This window comes from Segatella hominis (assembly GCF_019249725.2).
In the GTDB taxonomy this organism is placed as follows: domain Bacteria; phylum Bacteroidota; class Bacteroidia; order Bacteroidales; family Bacteroidaceae; genus Prevotella.
On the sequence record NZ_CP137559.1, the window covers coordinates 3,315,993 to 3,332,478 of the forward strand.

A 16,486-nucleotide genomic window follows, 5' to 3' on the forward strand; every position below is an offset into this window, starting at 1 on the left:
GTAAACAGAATAATGACGGTCAGTTGGATTATCTGAAGCAGAAGTAGTCTATGTAAATAATACTCTAGAACGAGGCAATCTAGAAGAAACACCCGTAAAATGGGGAAAGAAGAGATTGAAAATCTTCCCTTAAGAGATATTCTCACCAGACTTAACCTGTAAAGATATCTCTTCGTAGATTTCGCGGCATTTCTTTTCCTTCATTTTATTCTTTACGCCAACGGCAATCATATCCTCTACGGTCGGATGCCCAGTCCCATTTACAGATGTTGCGTGTTCACCATTATATCCCTCGGTGCAATGGGTGAGGTCGTAGGCTGGGGCTAAATGCCAATGCCATTTGCCATCGCTCTCTTTCTGAACCAAGAAAGAGAAGTTCTTGCAGTGGTCGTCCTTGTTGTCCATTATGTAATTAAAAACCATGCGGCGGAACATCTCTTCCACATCCTCTTGGCTCTGAGTAAGATAACCTGTAAGCGCCAAAAGGTTGAGATAATCGAGAATGGGGTTGGAAAGGGGAACGTTGAGCAAGGCTCCAGCTGTGGCTACGTGAATGCGTTCGCCTGTTTGAGAAATGTCGAAGCGACGGCAGGCAAAATACTTGTTGTTTACCAGTTTGAAGTCGGGTACTTGGATACCACATTGCTTGGCTATCTTGTTATAATGATACTCTTGCTTTCCCATATCTTGTGGGTCATAGGTATGGCGAAACTTGACCAACCAATGACCATCCCCATTTGTAAAAATGGCTTTCGGGCGACAACCGCCACTATTACCACTATTATATAATAATAATCCTGCGTCATTATCCTGTTGCTCCTTTAATACTTCCAAGGCTTTGGCTTGTAAAAGGTCAAAGTCCTCAATCTCGTGTCCTGTCTGGATAGAAGTTATAGGTTCGTAGGTCAATGCGCCCATACCTCCATTGCCCACGATGCTCAGTCGGTCGATAGCAGATAGCTCAAAGTCGTTGATACCCTCTTTTAGCAAGGCTTTATGCAATAGGTATCTACCATATCCATCGGGAAGGCTGTCTTCGAAGATGCCAAAGTTCCCGTTGAAAGGGGTGGCTTTGGCAATGAAAAGACCAGGCTTCAGTGGCAATTCCAACGGAGATATACTAAAGCCAGATGCCAACCACTGATTGTCATACTCGAATGTGCATACCTTTCCATCGGCACTCAATGACAGTGTGCCGACTTTCTCCTGGTGATATTTCACGGCTAAAGATTCTATATGTTTCATTGTCTGTAAGCCTTTTTCTTGTTAGCGTTTCTTTTTATCTGTTGCAACTCCTCCATGGTGGAGTACTTGGGTTGCGAGAAGACGTTCTTGATTTCTGAGGTGTAGTCCAAAGCTATGGCGATACCTATCAGATTTTTGAGGGAGATGAGGCCCTTTTGCTCGAATCTGGTGATGTTGCTGACGGCAACACCTGACTTGTCTGCCACTTGCTCACGTGTCAGATTCTTCTCTATTCTTCGTCTTCTGAAGTCGTTTGCCATCTCCTTTGCAATCTCATCAGGATTGTCGTGGAGGTAGTTATCTAATATTGCTAATATATTATTCGTTTCTTGCATAATCGTTTGGATAATAATAAGATATTATCAGTTGCAAAGATACAAAAAATATTATTATGTTCCAAATAAAAATCAACTAAAAAGTCAAAATCCCCTATAACCTTGTCTTTTGTCCTCAAAAACAAGGAACTCCCGTCTCTTTTCTGAGATGGGAGTTCTTGTTTAGAAGGAATACTGGGCGGAAATCATCAGTTCGCGAGGGCGAAGATAATAGCTGTCGGTCAATGTACTGATGCCGCTATAGATGGTTTCCATATAGTTCTTCTTGTTGAAAAGGTTTCGAAGCTCTGCTGAAAGGCGGAGCTTTTTCATTCTCCAAACTGCTGAGGCATCGCCAAGGAGGGTGTTTAGGTGGTTGCCTTCTTGCAGCTCATTGTGATAATGTACGAGCGAGAAGGAGAGGTCCACATGGCTGATGGTAGCGGTGGCAGATACGCTTTGACGCCAATTAAATAACGATGACTTCGCCATTTTTTGACGTTTCGAGTTGTAAAAAGAGAATTCTCCCTCATAGCTAAAGGCACACCAGGACGGCGAGAAGTCGATACTAGGCTTCACAGTATAGTTGTCCGCGGTGTAGCTGATGGCTTTGCCGCTGCTGTATTGCTCACCCTTGCTGTAGTTGTAACTGCCCTCCAGGCGGGTTTTCAGATGCAGGTCGTAGAAGCCCTTCGATATGTAGAGTGATGCTCCTAGATTGTTGCTCTTGCTGTCCTGCTTATATAATGAGGTATAGTATTTGCCATCCTCGATGCGTAGGTCGGATGCCGTGTTCATCCAGTTTTTGCTGGCATTGACCGATGCGCTGAAGAAGATTTCCTTGATAGGGCGCTTGTAGTCGTAACTCAACTTGCCATAAAGAGAGCGAGTTATCGGAATGATGTCGCTCGAAGTGTACCAAGAGCGATAACTTTGACGATATTGCTTCATGGCGTAGTTGGTGGCATTGCCTGTTCCAGTACTGTATCCTGTGTAGATAGTCAACTCTCTACGGAAATCCAATTTCTTATATAAGTAAAGGTAGGGTGATATGGTAAGTAGAGTTTTCTGTGGATAGGTGAAGCGTTCCCAGATGAAATCGGGAGAGAACGACATACGGAACGTCTCGGTCTTGTATTGCCAGTAAGGGGTGAACTTCCCTGTGATGTTAAGACTGTTTTGGCCGATTTCATCGTGACTGTTTTCGGTGAATCCGTTGTTTTTTCCGATTTCATCGCTTCTTTTCTGATATTTCGCATAGATGTTGTTGAGGTCGATACTCATTCTATATTCCTGTGTCCAGTGGAAGCGATTCCTCATCCACTGTAAGGCGTGGGCTGTATGCCAAAGGTTGGTGCGGATGCGATTGCGTTCGTCGTTAACGTAGAGGTCCGCCACACCATGGTGATAGTCGGCAGTGCTACGCCAAGAGAGTTGACTTTTCTTGAAGACGAAGAGGCGGTAGATACTTGCCGAGAGGTCGATCTTTGGGATGCGGACACGTTGGGTAAGCGTGTCGTTGATGTTTGACAAACCATCGTTTTGTGCTGCGCTGAGGCTGATGCTCTCATTGCCATAATGCTCAGCCTTGTTTACCTTGTTCTCCCATTGCAGATTGAAGGCATCGCTGATCATCGTCTTGTGGTTGTGCTCCGTGGTAACTGTGGGAGCTTCGCCGCCGAGGTCGTAGATACTCATGTTCTCTCGCTCTTGTCGGATTACCGTACGAAGATAGTTGGCTTCTATGCGAGTCTCTGCATCGTCCTTGTTCTTCTTGATATGGTTGATGGAGTATTTTTGCGAGGTGTTGAAGCGCAGGCGTTCTTCGTCGATAGGAGCGTCAAGCGATGGTACTGATATCCATGATGGAAGGGAGGCTGGAGCCAGACGATTGCTGTAAGATGCGAGTTGGTTAAGTGCATAGCCGAGATTTTTACCTGTTCTGTCGTATTCTGCATCATACATCATCTGTTTCTTCTTGCCAATTTGCATGATATTGATGCTTCCGCCTACGTGGGATGGATGCCCTACGAGTAAGTAGGGCTTGAGAGTAGGCATCAGTTTGTCGCGGGCACTATCTTTCAGGGCGATGTTCATCGCTACATTATCCGTAAAGGTCTTGTCCTGGAGCGCCTTGATAGGCTGGTCATGCTCGATGACTTCGGCCTTTTTCACATCTTTCGCCTTGATGTTTTCTTCCAGCTGGTTATATTTGCCACCGGTCAGGTCTAGACCTTCCACGGTGAATCGGTTGATGGGCTTACCATTGTAGTTGATACGGCCATTCTTCTCTATATCCACGCCTGGCAGCTTTTTCAGTACATCTTTCAGTGAGTTATCTCGTTCGTTGGCAAAGCGGGTGAGGTCGAAAGATATGGTGTCTCGACCCGTGATGCGAGAGCCTTTTACTTGTACTTCCTTCAAGACAAAAGCTGTTGAAGCTATACTGATGATGGTTTCTTTTCCCGATGAAACCGCCGTTTTTTGCTTTTTATAGCCCATATAGGAAGCTTGCAGCATATCGCCAGTTTGCTTTTGTGCTATGGGAATCAGGAAAGTTCCGTCTTCCTTGCTGCGTGTAAACTTCAAGGGCTTTCCATTGCGCAGCAGCGTAACCGATACGTTGGTCAGACGGTTGTGTGTAAGTGAATCTTCAACATAACCGCTAATCTTCTCTTGGGCAAACGCATGGCACGCCACGAACAGAATAGTGAAAAGAACTATTGTTTTCTTCATCTTTTTTCTATTTTACATTAGACACTTATCTTGTTAATGTCTTTAAGACGCTTGTCTGGCAAAAAAGTAAACTGCTAATTATCTTTCAATCGGATTGTATGGCTCAGCACGCTTGGAATGCTTCAGGATATTTCCTTTTTCATCCTTGATCTTTACAATTGCAGCATACTTGGCATCTTGAAGCAGATAACCGATTGGATCGGCATAGTATTTTTTGTAAATGGAGGTCAATGATTTGCGGTCGATAGGCTCGAAAGTCTTACCTTTATAATAGATAGGTATGGAGCCTTTGCCTGTTGTGAGTCCTACAGCTGTAAATCCATAATCGTTCTCGGAGTCGTGAGCCTTGAGAATCAATCCCGGCAGTCCGCTCAACTTCCAGGGACCATTGTCAATAGGGATGTCTTCCGTGTACCATGCAATCCATGTTCTACCCTTAAACTTGGCAATAGCCTGGTGGCACTCGTAACCGCAGATGGAATCGATACTGTCTGTGAGTTGCCAGTCTATCGGTTCCATCGGTTCAATGCACAAATATCTGTCAGCAGCAAAGAAATCGAGATAGGCAGTCTTGCCCTGTTCTGGATAGTTCTTATATACTTTCCAATTAATCTGTCCGCCATTACCGGAGAAATTGACAGGTATTCCTTTTGCCATATTTGCGGAGATGGTAGAGTCTCTTTGGAATATCGGATAACTGTAGAATGCGGAATACTTGTTGCCAATCTGCAAGAGCATTTTCTCTTCGATGCGGCCAATGAGGGTGTCGGTCTTGGTATATTTCTTTTCGTAAATATACTCGGCATCATATACTACCTGATACTTTACCTGATCAATGGAATCTCCCATGCCAATGCTTGATTCATCGAACAGGTTTACTGTTTGAGCTTGGAGCATGCAAGCATATAATGCAAGCCATGCTATTAATAATACCTTTTTCATAATCTTCGTCAATTATTCATTATTTTATCTGTTTCTTTCGTTTTTGTGATGCAAAGGTACTGAGATCATCCGATGAAATCGATGATTTCTGTTACTGAGTTATTACTTTTGCATCTTTTCGTCTATTATTATTTTATTACTCTTGCCTTTGTTTACGGATTTTTCAGTAACTTTGCCGTCAAAATTCAAAAGATCAGGAAAGTATGAACAGTAACAGTAAGCTGAAAATAGTATGGATGGTATGTGGAGTAGCAATCGTATTGTTGTTCTGCACGCAGGCTTATTGGCTTCATCTTCAATGTCAATATAGCTTAGACCAGCAGGTAGAGCAATTCAAGAAGGATTGTGATGAAGTGTTAGCACAAGATTTGAAGAATAGAAAAAAGTTGCAGGAAAATTCATCTACGAAAGGTAGAAGAGATACGGTTATGCTCAAGGTAGAATCTGAATATGATATGAAGAAGGGATGTAGCCGTACAACGCTTTCTTTTTGGAACAATCATCGCTTTCTTGTCCGTTTGAATGATCCTGATCTTACGGGTGATGATGCTTATCTCATCATTAGCAGATATCTGGCTTATATAGGTAAGCATCCCTCGTTGGCTTCTTATCAAAGATTACTGTATGATAAGGGATATGGGAAGATATCCTCTTTTCGACATCTGGATTACAAGACCGTCTTCCTGAATGCAAAATATGATGTCGAAGGTAGATGGTCACGTGTGGTGATGGTGAAGTATCAGACGAACCCAATGTTTCGCCAAGGTATTTCTTTTCAGGTGCCTATTCCTATTACTCGAACGCTCAAAGCCATGATGTGGCAATTGATAGGAAGCGTCTTTCTCTTTTTCATCTTGATAGGATGTCTGTATTATCTGGTTAAGACCATAGTCTTCCAGAAACGCATTGATGGCATTCGCCATGAGTTCCTGAAGAATATGATTTATGAGTTGAAGCAACCGAAAGAAGGCGGCAAAGGTGAAGAATCTGCTGTTTTTATCGGTTCCATTGCTTTCTACTATGCGCAGAATGAACTGCAATGTGGTAATTCCAGAGTAGTCATCACATCTCGTCAAGCTGAAATTCTGAAGCTTCTTGCCGAGAACCAGAACCAGCTTGTAGAGCGGGATTTCATACTGAATGAAGTATGGGGTGATGATTCATACTCCAATTCCCTTGCCCTGAACGTGCAGATTACCTATCTTCGCCGGGCATTGAACCTGGATGGAAAGGTAAGTATCGAAGCTGTCATCAAGAAGGGATATATCCTGCGAACCTGTTGATCTTGTTATCAACTCTCATCTTTTTAGAAAGGTGGGAGTTTTTTTTATCTTAATTTATTTTGTCCTTCACCTATTTTGTTGTAACTTTGCAGGCAGAAATTCGAATTTAAATTATTTTATGTAATTATGGCAAAAAAAGCTCTTTTAATGATTCTCGACGGATGGGGAATCGGTAAGCATGATAAGGGTGATGTTATCTTCAAGACTCCAACTCCTTATCTCGATTATTTGACAGCAGTTTCAGCACATTCTACTCTCCAGACTTGTGGCGAGGACGTAGGTCTTCCTAAAGGTCAGATGGGTAACTCAGAGGTAGGTCACCTCAACATCGGTGCAGGTCGTGTGGTATATCAGGACCTCGTTAAGATTAACAAGGCTTGCGAGAGCGGTGACATCTTGAAGAATCAGGAGATCATCAACGCTTACAGCTATGCTCAGAAGACAGGTAAGAAGCTCCACTTGATGGGTTTGACTTCTACCGGTGGTGTTCACTCTTCTTTGGATCACCTCTTCAAGTTGATTGAGATCGGTAAGGAATATGGTTTGAAGGAGACATACGTTCACTGCTTCATGGATGGTCGTGATACAGACCCTAAGAGTGGTAAGGGCTTCATCGAGGAGGTTCAGGCTTGCTGCGACAAGAACGGTGCACACATCGCAAGCATCGTAGGTCGTTTCTATGCTATGGACCGTGACAAGCGCTGGAACCGTGTAAAGGAAGCATACGACTTGCTCGTTGAGGGTAAGGGTAAGCAGGCTGACGATATGGTGAAGGCAATGCAGGAGAGCTACGATGAGGACGTAACAGACGAGTTCATCAAGCCAATCAATAACTCTAAGGTTGACGGTACTATCCAGGAGGGTGATGTTGTTATCTTCATCAACTACCGTAACGACCGTGCCAAGGAGTTGACACAGGTATTGACTCAGCAGGATATGCCAGAGGAAGGCATGCACACCATCAAGGACTTGCAGTACTACTGCATGACTCCATACGATGCAAGCTTCCAGGGTGTTCACATCCTCTTCCCTAAGGAGAACGTAATGAACACTCTCGGTGAGTACTTGAGCGCACAGGGCAAGAAGCAGCTCCATACTGCAGAGACAGAGAAGTATGCGCACGTAACATTCTTCTTCAATGGTGGTCGTGAGACTCCATACGAGGGCGAGGACCGTATCCTGGTTCCTTCTCCAAAGGTGGCTACATACGACCTGAAGCCAGAGATGAGCGCTTACGAGGTAAAGGATAAGTTGGTTGGTGCTATCAACACACAGGAGTACGACTTCATCGTTGTTAACTTCGCTAATGGTGATATGGTAGGACACACTGGTATCTACAACGCTATCGCTAAGGCTGTTCACGCTGTTGACAACTGCGTAAAGGACGTTATCGAGGCTGCCAAGGCTAACGATTATGAGGCTATCATCATCGCTGACCACGGTAATGCAGACCACGCTATCAACGAGGACGGTACACCAAACACCGCTCACTCTTTGAACCCAGTTCCATTCATCTACGTAACTGACAACAACTCAGCTACCGTAAAGGATGGCCGTTTGGCAGACGTTGCTCCTTCTATCCTCCACATCATGGGCTTGGAGCAGCCAGCTGATATGACTGGTGAGAACTTGATTATTGATTAATAATAATTTCGGAAGTCAAGGCTTTTTGGAGCCTTGACTTCTTTAACTTAAATCATTATGGACGTAAAGATAGAAGAAAGTTGGAGACAGCATATAGGAGAAGAATTCGACAAGCAGTATTTTGTTGACCTCACAAACTTCGTAAAAGAGGAATACCTTCGTACACCCTGTTATCCTCCTGGTCGCTTGATTTTCAATGCCTTCAATCTTTGTCCTTTCGATGATGTGAAGGTGGTGATTATCGGGCAGGACCCTTACCATGAGCCGGGACAGGCGATGGGATTGAGTTTCTCTGTGCCTACGGGTATTGCTTTCCCTCCATCACTCATCAACATTTTCAAGGAAATCCAGATGGATCTCGGCACTCCTATGCCTCAGTCGGGCGACTTGACTCGATGGGCTAAACAGGGAGTACTGCTTCTCAATGCCACGTTGACCGTTCGTGCCCATCAAGCGGCAAGTCATCAGCGCAAAGGCTGGGAGGAGTTTACCGATGCTGCCATCAAGGCGCTCAGCAAGGATAAGGAGCACTTGGTGTTTATCCTTTGGGGTGGTTATGCCCGTAGCAAGGCTAACCTCATCGATATGAGCAAGCACCTGATATTGGAAAGTGTGCATCCTTCGCCATTATCTGCCAACAGAGGCGGATGGTTTGGCAATCATCATTTCTCCCGCTGCAATGCGTATCTGCAGCAGAACGGGATTGCGCCTATCCAATGGTAGGCACACCTTTTAATATAATAGCTATCCACTTTTATATATAGCTATCCATCGTGGGTAGCTATCATTATTTAATATTCATCTCAAAAAACATTATGAAGAAAGACGAACTGCGTATTCTGCAGGTGGGCAACGTATTGGTTTCACCTGATATCATCACCGAAAAATTCTGTTGCGATCTTGATGCCTGTAAGGGCGAGTGCTGCATCGAAGGCGATGCGGGAGCTCCTGTTACCTTGGATGAAATCATGGAAATAGAGAATGCGTTGGATGTCGTTTGGGATGATTTATCGGCTTCAGCACAGGCTGTTATTGACAAGCAGGGTGTTGCATATACAGATATCGAAGGTGATTTGGTAACAAGTATTGTAAATGGCAAGGATTGCGTGTTTACTTGCTACCAAGACCTTCAGGATATGAATGATGGTCATACGATACCTAATTGCTGTCTCTGTGCTTTGGAACGTGCGTATCGTGAAGGAAAATCTCATTTTATGAAACCTATCTCATGTGCACTTTATCCCATCCGTGTCAAGCATTTTGGTAATGAAGTGTATGGCATTAACTATAACAAATGGCGTATCTGTAAGGCTGCCATTAAAAAAGGTCAGGAATTAAATCTTCCCGTATACAAGTTTTTGGAAGGACCTTTAGTACAGCGTTTTGGTCAGCCTTGGTACGATGAATTATGCGATGTTGCTTCTCTGGTTCAAGATTTAGATATTGCAACAGACTAATGCCGATATGTTTTTTTACCAATTCAGATAAAGTACACTGATTCTTATAGTGGACTAATTCTGCAATCTTTTTTATTGGCATTTGTTTTTTGTCCGTATATTCTGCTATGAGACAAACATACGTTACAAGACGCTTTTGTATATATTCTCTAGGGCTTTGCTCGATGGTACTTCGAACAATCTTTTCTAATTTGCCTGATGAAATATTCAGGAGTTTGTAATATTCAGAAATATTCCTTTGAGTAAGAATGTTCTTCTCAATAGAATCGATGAATTGTTCAAATAATTGCAGGTCTTTTGTTGGTTCATCGTGCTTGTCAAAGGAATTTGCTTGTGACAATGATAGCTCAAAGATAACATGGACAAGTTCAATAATCATTTGATATCTGTCTTGTTTCTTGTCCATGAATGTCTTTATTTGTGTCAGTAAACTGTTTATACTATTTATGTCGCATGTATCAATTTTTACTTTATCTATGATTGTTAATTCGTTTGTTAAAGTAGAAATATTTGTGAAATTATTTGCAAGCAGGTTAATGTTAGAAGTTTTTATAAGTAAAGCCTTTCCTTTAAAAGTAGAAGATATAACTCTGAAGTTATCTACGTATTGCCCACTCGCAAAATAGAGGATACTGTTTTTCTCTGCAATAACAGTATGCCCATTTATATCATAACGTAGAGTACCCTCCAAACATAAAATAAGAGTGATGCATTTCACTTCCGTTTTCTCTGATGGCAGGTCTTCTACGTCAATATCTTCAATATAGCAAATTTCGTCATTTAAAAATTTGCATTCAGACTTGATTTCTTTTGCTTGTGCAATAGAAATCTCTTTTTTTGTATTTAAATTTGTCATGGTTTTAGAATTATATTTTTTTGTGTGTTAGAATATTCTTTATTCATTTTCTAATCCCTCTATGTTAACAATTTGAGATTCTTTGAAATACTGAGAATTACTATAGATTTTAATAATTCTTTGGCTTTTATTAGTGAATCTTCGGAAAGCTTGTTCATCTAATTCGCCATTGCAAGTATATATGAATCCATCCATGTTAATAGTCTCTTTTCTTTTAGCTTCTCTTAATGTTATTCTTGGCGTTCCCTTGAACGCCTTGCCAAAGTCGTAATAAATACTCTTTTGGTCACGATAAACATCTATTGGACTCATAATATGTCGAATAGTACAAAGTCCACGCTCAAAAGGATTGTTAATCAACCTGTAGTCCCTTGATTGGTTGTAGGCTCCTAATGGATTTAACCATTTGGATCTATCGAAATCCGGAGACTTCCACTGGTTGTCATAACTGCATGCGTCAAATGCTTCTATTTCTTTTTTGATATAGCATCCTTTTAGTATACAACATTTCCAGTCTCCATTTGCTTTGTGGTAGAAATATTTACCCTTAGCATCATATCCATAATATTCCATAGAAAGCTGTTTGGATGGCTCTCTGCCACTTTCTGGAGCGTACCATACAGCAATCGTATTCTTATGCGGTTGCAGAAACCTTGTTATATCATATGTATATATGAAAACCGTTGCAGAGTCAGGATTACAGAAATAGGCTTTTGGACTAATATTTCTTTCGTTGACAAATACCTTTATTCTACCACAACTTGCAAAAGTAATGCTTCCCTGTTTGGGTTTCCCTTGTGAAGGAAAAACGTGGCAGAAAAGAACTTCTGATGAGTCGTTGGATATAGGGTAGGAAATCCAATGAGTACTAAATTCGTGTGCGCTCGAATTTAGTACCCAAAGCATTGCTAATATAAAAGTTTCGATTCTTTTCATCTGAGAACTTTTTTTGTTCCTCTTTTAAGTGTTATTTTTTTAGATTTCCCGTTGTAGTTTACGGTTAATCTTCCATCCGCATGGCTAATAATCTCTGCCTTTGAAACCTTCTTGTCTTTCCAATAGAGGTTGAGGGTGTAGTTTCCTCTGGCTTTGATTCCCTGGATATTTCCCTGCTTCCATGAGTCTGGGAGTGCAGGAAGCAAGTCCATGTTTTCTCCATCACACTGCATAAGCATCTCACAGATGCCAGCTGTTCCACCGAAATTACCATCTATCTGGAATGGCGGATGCGCATCAAACAGGTTAGGATAGGTTCCACCTGAATGGTGTTTCCGGTCTTTGTATTTCTCTGGACTCACATATGTAAGCAATTTGCGCAGTATTTGATAAGCTTTGTCCTGACGATGTAGGCGTGCCCATAGATTGATGCGCCATCCTGTGCTCCATCCTGTAGATTTATCGCCCTTTATTTCTAAAGTCTTTGTTGCTGCTTGCGCCAAATCTGGCGTTTGCGCTAACGAGATTTGATGGAAAGGATATAGACCCAATAAGTGTGATTGGTGTCTGTGATGCCAGTCCTGATCGTCCCAGTCGTGATACCATTCCATGAGATTACCTCTTTTTCCTATATGATAAGGGCGTAAGCGCTCTAATGAACTTTGCAGGCGTACTTGGTAATTTTTGTCTATTCCAAGTGCTTGGGCACCTTTAATCGTATTTTTGAATAGTTCCCTGATAATCGCCAAGTCTGCTGTGCCGCCATATAGTGAACTTCCTCGATATCCTTTATCGGTGATGTAGTCAGCTTCTGGAGATGTACATGGTGCAGTTATCAGTTGTGCAGGATTATGAGGATCTTCTATGAGCCATTCAAGCATGAAATCACAAGCCCCTTTCATGAGAGGATAGGCTGTATCTCTTAAGTAATTAATATCTCTTGTATAGTCATAATGATCCCATAGTGTCTGTACAAGCCAGGCACCTCCCATAGCCCAATTACTCCATTGAGGGCTTTCGTTACCGGTTCCTACAGGATTTGACATAGCCCATGCATCAGTATTATGTCCTGCACACCAACCTTTGTTTATGCCATAAAAATGTTGGGCATTATGGCGACCTGTTACAGCCATACCTTTTACAAGTCCATCAACAGGCATTACCAGTTCTGGAAGATTGGTTGATTCTGCCGGCCAATAATTTTCTTCCAGATTGATATTAATGGTGTAATTTCCTCTCCAAGGTGACTTGAGTGCAGGAGCCCAAAGCCCCTGAAGATTGGCTGGTACACCATTTGTTCGTGAACTGCTGATAAGCAAGTATCTGCCATATTGGAAATAGAGCATTTCCAGATAAGGATTATGCTTCTTTTCGTCGCTATACGATAGCAATTGTTTATCTGTTGGATTCTGGACATCATATTTTGCATCAGATAAGTTGAATTTTACCCTGCCAAAGAGTTTTTGGTAGTCTGATAAATGTCTTTGTCGTAATTCTTTGTATGTAAAATTTGTCAGATGCCAGATATCGTCAGTGACATTTTCTAAATAGGGTGCTCCTTCTTTGACAGGATGTTTGTCAAAACCATTATAACTGGTCTCATTGACCAGATAGATAATAGCTTCAGTTACTCCTGTAAGGTGTAGGGTAGAGTCACTGGCATTAATGCTTCCATCTGTGTTTTTGACTTGCAGTATGGAGCAATAGTGTATGCTGTTTTCTTCATCACCCAGAACATGGCCCGACATAGTGAGTTGTTTTTGGGATGCTTTCACTTGATGAGGAATTAGCGACGTGAGAGAAATGTCGCTATTGATGGTTCCTTTTTTAGAGGCACTCAGTCTTATGGCAATCATTTTGTCCGGATGAGAGGCGAAGTATTCCTTTTTGAAGGTAACTTCATTACGCACAAAACTGATGGATACCAGGCTGCTATCTAAGCTTAATTGGCGATGATAGTTGCTGATTTCCCCTTGATTAAAGTCCTTTATCTGAATCAGACCTAAAGGCTGGTAAAATTCCGAGTTGTGTCCTTGTACGAAATGTTGCAAGGAATCGGCTGTCTTATAATCTTCCTTAAACAGAGCTTCCCGTATTTTGGGTATCCATTTATATGCATCACCTCCTTCTTGCGGATTAACAGGTTGACCTGTCCACAAGGTGATGTCATTTAGGTAAATAGAATCATTATCTGCTCCACCATAAACTAATGCTCCCAACTTACCATTGCCGATAGGTAGTGATTCCTCAAAGGCATGTGCCTCTTGGTTGTACCATAAGGTAAGTGGAACTTGCGTTGTAGTTGCCTTTTTATGTGCATTTGCAGTTAAACTTATAGCACATAGAGTAAGGCTAAAAAAGAATTCTTTAGTCATTATATTTCTGGTAAATAAGGTACTATTACTGAATATAAATGCAAGGCAGGCTTGTTTAATGAGCCTGCCTTGTATTTATTATGCGTCAATATTAGCGTAGGTTGCATTTTGTTCAATGAATTCTCGGCGAGGCTCAACATCATCACCCATCAACATAGAGAAAATTTCATCTGCTTGTGCAGCATTCTCTATTGTAACCTGTTTGAGTAATCGTGTAGATGGATCCATAGTAGTTTCCCACAATTGTTCTGGATTCATCTCACCCAAACCTTTGTATCGTTGTGTGTGAATGTTTTTATCCTCTTGTCCCTCTCCGTATTTATCAATGAAAGCCTGGCGCTGCTGCTCGGTATAGCAGTATTCGCTGACTTTATTCTTGAATGAGCATTTGTAGAGAGGTGGAGTTGCAATATAGAGATGTCCTTCCTCGATAACCTTAGGCATAAAGCGGTAGAAGAGAGTCATGATAAGTGTGTCGATGTGAGAACCATCGACATCGGCATCGGTCATGATGATAATCTTGTCATATCTCAACTTTTCTGTATTAGCCTCTTTGCTATCTTCACCATCTACTCCAAAGCGTACGCCGATACTCTGGATGATATTCATAACGGACTCAGCCTCAAAGACTTTGTGCCATTGTACTTTTTCTACATTCAGAATTTTACCGCGCAAAGGAAGGATTGCTTGATGGAATCTGTCGCGACCTTGTTTTGCGGAACCGCCAGCAGAGTCACCCTCGACAAGGAAAATCTCGCATTCCTTAGGATCCTTGATAGAGCAGTCTGCAAGTTTTCCTGGGAGACCGCCACCAGTCATGAAGTTCTTTCGCTGTACGCTTTCACGAGCTTTGCGGGCTGCGATACGTGCTGTCGCTGCCAGAACTACTTTTTCGCAAATACGCTTAGCTTCATCTGGGTGTTCTTCCAGATAATCTGCCAAAGCTTCATTGACAGCCTGCTGAACGGCACCCTGTACTTCGCTGTTTCCTAATTTGGTCTTAGTCTGGCCTTCAAACTGTGGTTCTGCAACCTTGATAGAGATGACTGCAGTAAGGCCTTCGCGGAAATCTTCAGGAGCAATCTCTACCTTTGCCTTTTCTATCTGCTTGGAGATTGATGGGTCTGCTTCTGCGTAAGCTTTGAGCGTACGGGTTAAAGCCATGCGGAAACCAGTAAGGTGAGTACCACCCTCTATCGTGTTGATATTATTTACGTAGGAGTGAATATTCTCTGTATAGTCTGTATTATACATGATGGCAATCTCTATAGGAATGCCTTGTTTCTCTGTCTTGAGATAGATGACATCATCAAACAGGTGAGTGCGATGGCGGTCAACGTATCTTACAAACTCTTTCAGACCATCTTTTGCATGGAAAACCTCTTGTTTGGTTTTTCCTTCTTCGTCTGGACGGAGATCTGTAAGGGTAATCTTTATACCAGCATTGAGAAATGCCAACTCGCGCATACGGCTTGCGATAATATCCCATTTATAAATGGTGTGGGTGAAAATAGTTGGGTCTGGCCAGAATTGCTGGCGTGTACCTCGCTTTTCAGTCTCACCAATAACCTTGACAGGGTAGAGAGGCTTACCTTTTTCGTATTCTTGCTGATATATTTTACCTTCACGGAATACCTGAGATTTCATGTGTGAAGAGAGTGCGTTTACACAACTTACACCTACACCATGCAAACCACCAGATACCTTGTAGGAACCTTTGTCAAATTTACCACCTGCGTGAAGTACTGTCATAACGACTTCGAGTGCGGATTTGTGAAGCTTTTCATGCATATCAACAGGGATACCACGACCATTGTCTTCTACGGTGATAGAATTGTCTTCATTGATTGTAACTTCAATGTCTGTACAATATCCAGCCATGGCTTCATCAATGGAGTTGTCAACGGTCTCGTTGACCAAATGGTGGAGACCCTTTTCTGAGATGTCACCAATGTACATCGCAGGACGCTTACGAACAGCTTCCAAGCCTTCGAGGACTTGAATGTTGCTCGCTGAATAATTATTTGCGTTGTTTGTATTTTCTGCCATTTCTTTGCTTAGTATTATTATCGTGCAAAGATACGGAAAAAACATGAGAATATGCAATTTTTGTTGCTAAAAAACTGCAAAAAATAGTGAAATGCTTAGTTTCGATATAAAATAAATAAGGTTGCAATTCGAAAGAATTGCAACCTTATATATCTTTTTAGCTTTTAACGTTGTATTAGCCCAACTTAGCAATGTGCTGAGCCAAACCTGACTTCAAATTTGCAGCCTTGTTGCTATGGATAACGTTAATCTTAGCCAATTTGTCTAAAAGCTTCTGAACTGTAGGATAGAGCTTTACAGCCTCTTCCTTATCAGTCATGTTGCGCAACTTGCGTACAGCGTTACGCATTGTCTTTGCATAGTACTTATTGTGCAAAGACTTCTTTTTGTCCTGACGGATTCTCTTGATTGATGATTTATGATTTGCCATCTTAATATTTTATTTTTTTATTTTCTTATGTAGTCCCTAGCAGAGTCGAACTGCTCTTTAGAGAATGAAAATCTCTCGTCCTAACCGATAGACGAAGGGACCATTTGTTGTTTTGCGGGTGCAAAGTTACTACATTTATTTTAATCATGCAAATTTTTTCGGGAAAATTTTCTCTAAATGCGTGTTTTTTTGTAATTTTGCCCTCAAAATCATCTAAAA

Annotated in this window: 12 protein-coding genes; 4 read left to right on the top strand and 8 right to left on the bottom strand. The window is 42.0% G+C overall.

Translation table 11 applies throughout. The features are described 5' to 3' along the window. Nucleotides 1-129: 129 nt before the first annotated feature. The 4 genes from KUA50_RS13450 to KUA50_RS13465 form a co-directional block, all read right to left on the bottom strand. Nucleotides 130-1,245 carry a type II toxin-antitoxin system HipA family toxin gene (locus KUA50_RS13450; protein WP_218455902.1) on the bottom strand — a complete coding sequence of 372 codons (1,116 nt, stop codon included), beginning with the start codon at nt 1,243-1,245 and terminating at the stop codon, nt 130-132. Next, nucleotides 1,242-1,580 (bottom strand): helix-turn-helix domain-containing protein, encoded by a 339-nt coding sequence (locus tag KUA50_RS13455; protein WP_218455903.1) that lies wholly within the window; start codon nt 1,578-1,580, stop codon nt 1,242-1,244. Before KUA50_RS13455 ends, KUA50_RS13450 begins: the two co-directional genes overlap by 4 nt. Nucleotides 1,581-1,742: 162 nt before the next feature. Further along, nucleotides 1,743-4,295 (bottom strand): hypothetical protein, encoded by a 2,553-nt coding sequence (locus KUA50_RS13460; protein ID WP_218455904.1) that lies wholly within the window; start codon nt 4,293-4,295, stop codon nt 1,743-1,745. Nucleotides 4,296-4,373: 78 nt separating this feature from the next. Beyond that, nucleotides 4,374-5,237, bottom strand: coding sequence for a GLPGLI family protein (locus tag KUA50_RS13465; RefSeq protein ID WP_118118496.1), 864 nt, complete (start codon nt 5,235-5,237; stop codon nt 4,374-4,376). A gap of 203 nt (nt 5,238-5,440) precedes the next feature. On the opposite strand from KUA50_RS13465, the gene KUA50_RS13470 reads away from it, so the two are divergent. The 4 genes from KUA50_RS13470 (at nt 5,441) to KUA50_RS13485 (ending at nt 9,621) form a co-directional block, all read left to right on the top strand. Continuing rightward, nucleotides 5,441-6,520 (top strand): helix-turn-helix domain-containing protein, encoded by a 1,080-nt coding sequence (locus KUA50_RS13470; RefSeq protein WP_318346045.1) that lies wholly within the window; start codon nt 5,441-5,443, stop codon nt 6,518-6,520. Between the two features lie 126 nt (nt 6,521-6,646). Next, nucleotides 6,647-8,164, top strand: a complete 1,518-nt coding sequence (gene gpmI / locus KUA50_RS13475) for a 2,3-bisphosphoglycerate-independent phosphoglycerate mutase (RefSeq protein ID WP_118118493.1) — start codon at nt 6,647-6,649, stop codon at nt 8,162-8,164. A 57-nt stretch (nt 8,165-8,221) separates the two neighbouring features. Then, nucleotides 8,222-8,887, top strand: a complete 666-nt coding sequence (locus KUA50_RS13480; protein WP_218455906.1) for a uracil-DNA glycosylase — start codon at nt 8,222-8,224, stop codon at nt 8,885-8,887. Between the two features lie 92 nt (nt 8,888-8,979). Further along, nucleotides 8,980-9,621 carry a DUF3109 family protein gene (locus tag KUA50_RS13485; RefSeq protein ID WP_022110190.1) on the top strand — a complete coding sequence of 214 codons (642 nt, stop codon included), beginning with the start codon at nt 8,980-8,982 and terminating at the stop codon, nt 9,619-9,621. 895 nt (nt 9,622-10,516) lie between these two features. On the opposite strand, the gene KUA50_RS13490 is transcribed toward KUA50_RS13485, so the two are convergent. The 4 genes from KUA50_RS13490 to rpsT form a co-directional block, all read right to left on the bottom strand. Then, on the bottom strand, nt 10,517-11,413 hold the full coding sequence (locus tag KUA50_RS13490; RefSeq protein WP_218455907.1) for a hypothetical protein: 897 nt from the start codon (nt 11,411-11,413) through the stop codon (nt 10,517-10,519). Continuing rightward, a complete protein-coding gene (locus KUA50_RS13495; RefSeq protein WP_218455908.1) occupies nt 11,410-13,788 on the bottom strand; it encodes a glycosyl hydrolase family 95 catalytic domain-containing protein in 2,379 nt (792 codons plus the stop codon). The genes KUA50_RS13490 and KUA50_RS13495 overlap by 4 nt, the downstream gene beginning before the upstream one ends. A gap of 78 nt (nt 13,789-13,866) precedes the next feature. Further along, the gene (gene gyrB, locus KUA50_RS13500) at nt 13,867-15,837 is read right to left on the bottom strand and encodes a DNA topoisomerase (ATP-hydrolyzing) subunit B (protein WP_218455909.1); all 1,971 of its coding nucleotides are present in this window, start codon (nt 15,835-15,837) and stop codon (nt 13,867-13,869) included. A 175-nt stretch (nt 15,838-16,012) separates the two neighbouring features. Further along, on the bottom strand, nt 16,013-16,267 hold the full coding sequence (rpsT, locus tag KUA50_RS13505) for a 30S ribosomal protein S20 (RefSeq protein WP_022110197.1): 255 nt from the start codon (nt 16,265-16,267) through the stop codon (nt 16,013-16,015). Nucleotides 16,268-16,486 lie beyond the last annotated feature (219 nt).

What these genes read in the sequence shown, in the direction of transcription:
- KUA50_RS13450 (WP_218455902.1), bottom strand. Translation starts at nt 1,245, where the DNA reads ATGAAACATATAGAATCTTTAGCCGTGAAATATCACCAGGAGAAAGTC.
- KUA50_RS13455 (WP_218455903.1), bottom strand. Translation starts at nt 1,580, where the DNA reads ATGCAAGAAACGAATAATATATTAGCAATATTAGATAACTACCTCCAC.
- KUA50_RS13460 (WP_218455904.1), bottom strand. Translation starts at nt 4,295, where the DNA reads ATGAAGAAAACAATAGTTCTTTTCACTATTCTGTTCGTGGCGTGCCAT.
- KUA50_RS13465 (WP_118118496.1), bottom strand. Translation starts at nt 5,237, where the DNA reads ATGAAAAAGGTATTATTAATAGCATGGCTTGCATTATATGCTTGCATG.
- KUA50_RS13470 (WP_318346045.1), top strand. Translation starts at nt 5,441, where the DNA reads ATGAACAGTAACAGTAAGCTGAAAATAGTATGGATGGTATGTGGAGTA.
- gpmI (WP_118118493.1), top strand. Translation starts at nt 6,647, where the DNA reads ATGGCAAAAAAAGCTCTTTTAATGATTCTCGACGGATGGGGAATCGGT.
- KUA50_RS13480 (WP_218455906.1), top strand. Translation starts at nt 8,222, where the DNA reads ATGGACGTAAAGATAGAAGAAAGTTGGAGACAGCATATAGGAGAAGAA.
- KUA50_RS13485 (WP_022110190.1), top strand. Translation starts at nt 8,980, where the DNA reads ATGAAGAAAGACGAACTGCGTATTCTGCAGGTGGGCAACGTATTGGTT.
- KUA50_RS13490 (WP_218455907.1), bottom strand. Translation starts at nt 11,413, where the DNA reads ATGAAAAGAATCGAAACTTTTATATTAGCAATGCTTTGGGTACTAAAT.
- KUA50_RS13495 (WP_218455908.1), bottom strand. Translation starts at nt 13,788, where the DNA reads ATGACTAAAGAATTCTTTTTTAGCCTTACTCTATGTGCTATAAGTTTA.
- gyrB (WP_218455909.1), bottom strand. Translation starts at nt 15,837, where the DNA reads ATGGCAGAAAATACAAACAACGCAAATAATTATTCAGCGAGCAACATT.
- rpsT (WP_022110197.1), bottom strand. Translation starts at nt 16,267, where the DNA reads ATGGCAAATCATAAATCATCAATCAAGAGAATCCGTCAGGACAAAAAG.